This window comes from Dietzia sp. B19, from assembly GCF_014145155.1.
GTDB lineage: Bacteria > Actinomycetota > Actinomycetes > Mycobacteriales > Mycobacteriaceae > Dietzia > Dietzia natronolimnaea.
Genome location: NZ_JAALED010000387.1, coordinates 1 through 1,528 on the forward strand (window position 1 = coordinate 1; position 1,528 = coordinate 1,528).

General features: G+C 71.4%; 3 protein-coding genes. 1 reads left to right on the plus strand and 2 read right to left on the minus strand.

The genetic code is table 11. The annotated features are described in order from the left end of the window. Together G6020_RS11385 and G6020_RS11390 are read right to left on the minus strand one after the other, a co-directional pair. Positions 1-325 (minus strand): SdpI family protein (locus G6020_RS11385; protein WP_182610707.1); only part of this gene is annotated, 325 nt, incomplete at its 3' end. Further along, on the minus strand, positions 322-852 hold the full coding sequence (locus G6020_RS11390; protein ID WP_182610708.1) for a MarR family transcriptional regulator: 531 nt from the start codon (positions 850-852) through the stop codon (positions 322-324). The genes G6020_RS11385 and G6020_RS11390, both read right to left, overlap by 4 nt. A 96-nt stretch (positions 853-948) precedes the next feature. Between G6020_RS11390 and G6020_RS11395 the strand changes: the two genes are divergently transcribed. Then, positions 949-1,446 (plus strand): DoxX family protein, encoded by a 498-nt coding sequence (locus tag G6020_RS11395; protein ID WP_182610709.1) that lies wholly within the window; start codon positions 949-951, stop codon positions 1,444-1,446. The last annotated feature ends 82 nt before the right edge of the window (positions 1,447-1,528 follow it).

A 1,528-nucleotide genomic window follows, 5' to 3' on the forward strand; every position in this document is an offset into this window, starting at 1 on the left:
CGCGGGAGCCGGCGAGGCCGGCGACGCTGAGCAGGACGAGCGCACCCAGAAGGGCGACAACGACGACGAGTCCACCCACCCAGCCCCCGATCAGACCCACGCCCAGCGCACCGAGCAGGAGCATCAGGCCGGAGCCGAGCAGGGCGGGCCCGGCCGCGCGGTTGGCGAGCGTCCAGGCCTCGGGGGAGCGGCGGGTCTCCGGGGTGCGGACGCCCAGGACGCCGTTACCCGGCAGTCGACTGAGCAGTCCCAACAGGCCGGTGACCCCGACCACGAGGGCGAGACACGCCAGGAGCACCACGACCACCACGAGCACTGCGTTCACGCCCCCGAGGGTACGCCCGCGACGGGGGATTTCCGATTCGCCTCATCCCCCGTCGGCCCCTCCCCGGTGGAACCCTCGACCAGCGCGAGGAGTCGCGCGAGCTCGCGCTTGTCCTGCTCACTGAGCCGGTCCAGGAACTCCCGGCGCACGGTGGCGACGTGATCGGGTGCGGCCTCCGCGATCTCCCGCATGCCCTCCTCGGTGGCGGAGACGAACGCGCCCCGGCCGTCGGTGGGGCAGCTCGTCCGCTGGACGAGTCCACGCCGGACCATGCGGGTCACCTGATGGGAGAGCCGGCTGCGTTCCCACTGCAGGACGTCGGACAGCGCGGTCATCCGTAGCGGGCCGTCGGCCTCGCTGAGGTACACGAGCACCTCGAACTCCGGCTCCGTCAGGCTCGAGGTGGCCTTGAGGTCGCGCTGGATCGCCAGGTGAAGGCGCCCCTGGATCGCGAGGTAGTCGCGCCAGAGCGCCTTCTCCTCGTCGGTCAGCCATCTCACGTGGTCGCTCGGCAGCGGTTCGGTCATGACTCCACTCTACCCTCATAGTTGACACGACACCTAGTGCGGGGATAGAAGTGTGTGACGCATCATCCGGATGTGTGACCCGAAAGGACCACAGACATGAGCACCACGACGACCGTCCCCTCCTCCCGTACCGCCGCGGCAGAGAGCCGCCTGTTCCCCGTGCCCGGGATCGTCCGCGATATCGGCCTGCTGCTCGCCCGGGTCCTGCTCGGTGTGGTCCTGATCGCGCACGGCTGGGAGAAGCTCGTCACCAACGGCGCAGGGGCGACCGGCCAGTTCTTCGACTCCGTCGGGATCCCCGCCGCCCAGGCCGCCGCGGTGTTCGCGGGCGTCGTGGAGCTGGCCGGAGGGATCCTGCTGGTGCTGGGGCTGCTCACCCAGGTCGTCGCGGTCCTCGTCGTCGTCGTGATGTTCGGCGCCTACCTGTTCGTCCACCAGGGCGCGGGGATCTACGCCACCAACGGTGGTTGGGAGCTCGTCGCCGTGATCGGGCTGGCCGTCGCCGTCCTCGGCCTGGTCGGCACCGGTCGCTACAGCCTCGACGCGCTGATCGCGGGCCGTCGCGCCACCGGGGCGCGGAGGACGACGGCCTGACCCGAAGCGGGCCGGCTCATCAGCCCTCGGGAAGAGTGGGAGCCCCGGTCCTCGGCGACGGGCGGCCCGCGCCCGAGGGGCG

Bases quoted from the DNA above. Each gene is read 5' to 3' on its own strand.
- G6020_RS11390 (WP_182610708.1), bottom strand. From the start codon at position 852: ATGACCGAACCGCTGCCGAGCGACCACGTGAGATGGCTGACCGACGAG.
- G6020_RS11395 (WP_182610709.1), top strand. From the start codon at position 949: ATGAGCACCACGACGACCGTCCCCTCCTCCCGTACCGCCGCGGCAGAG.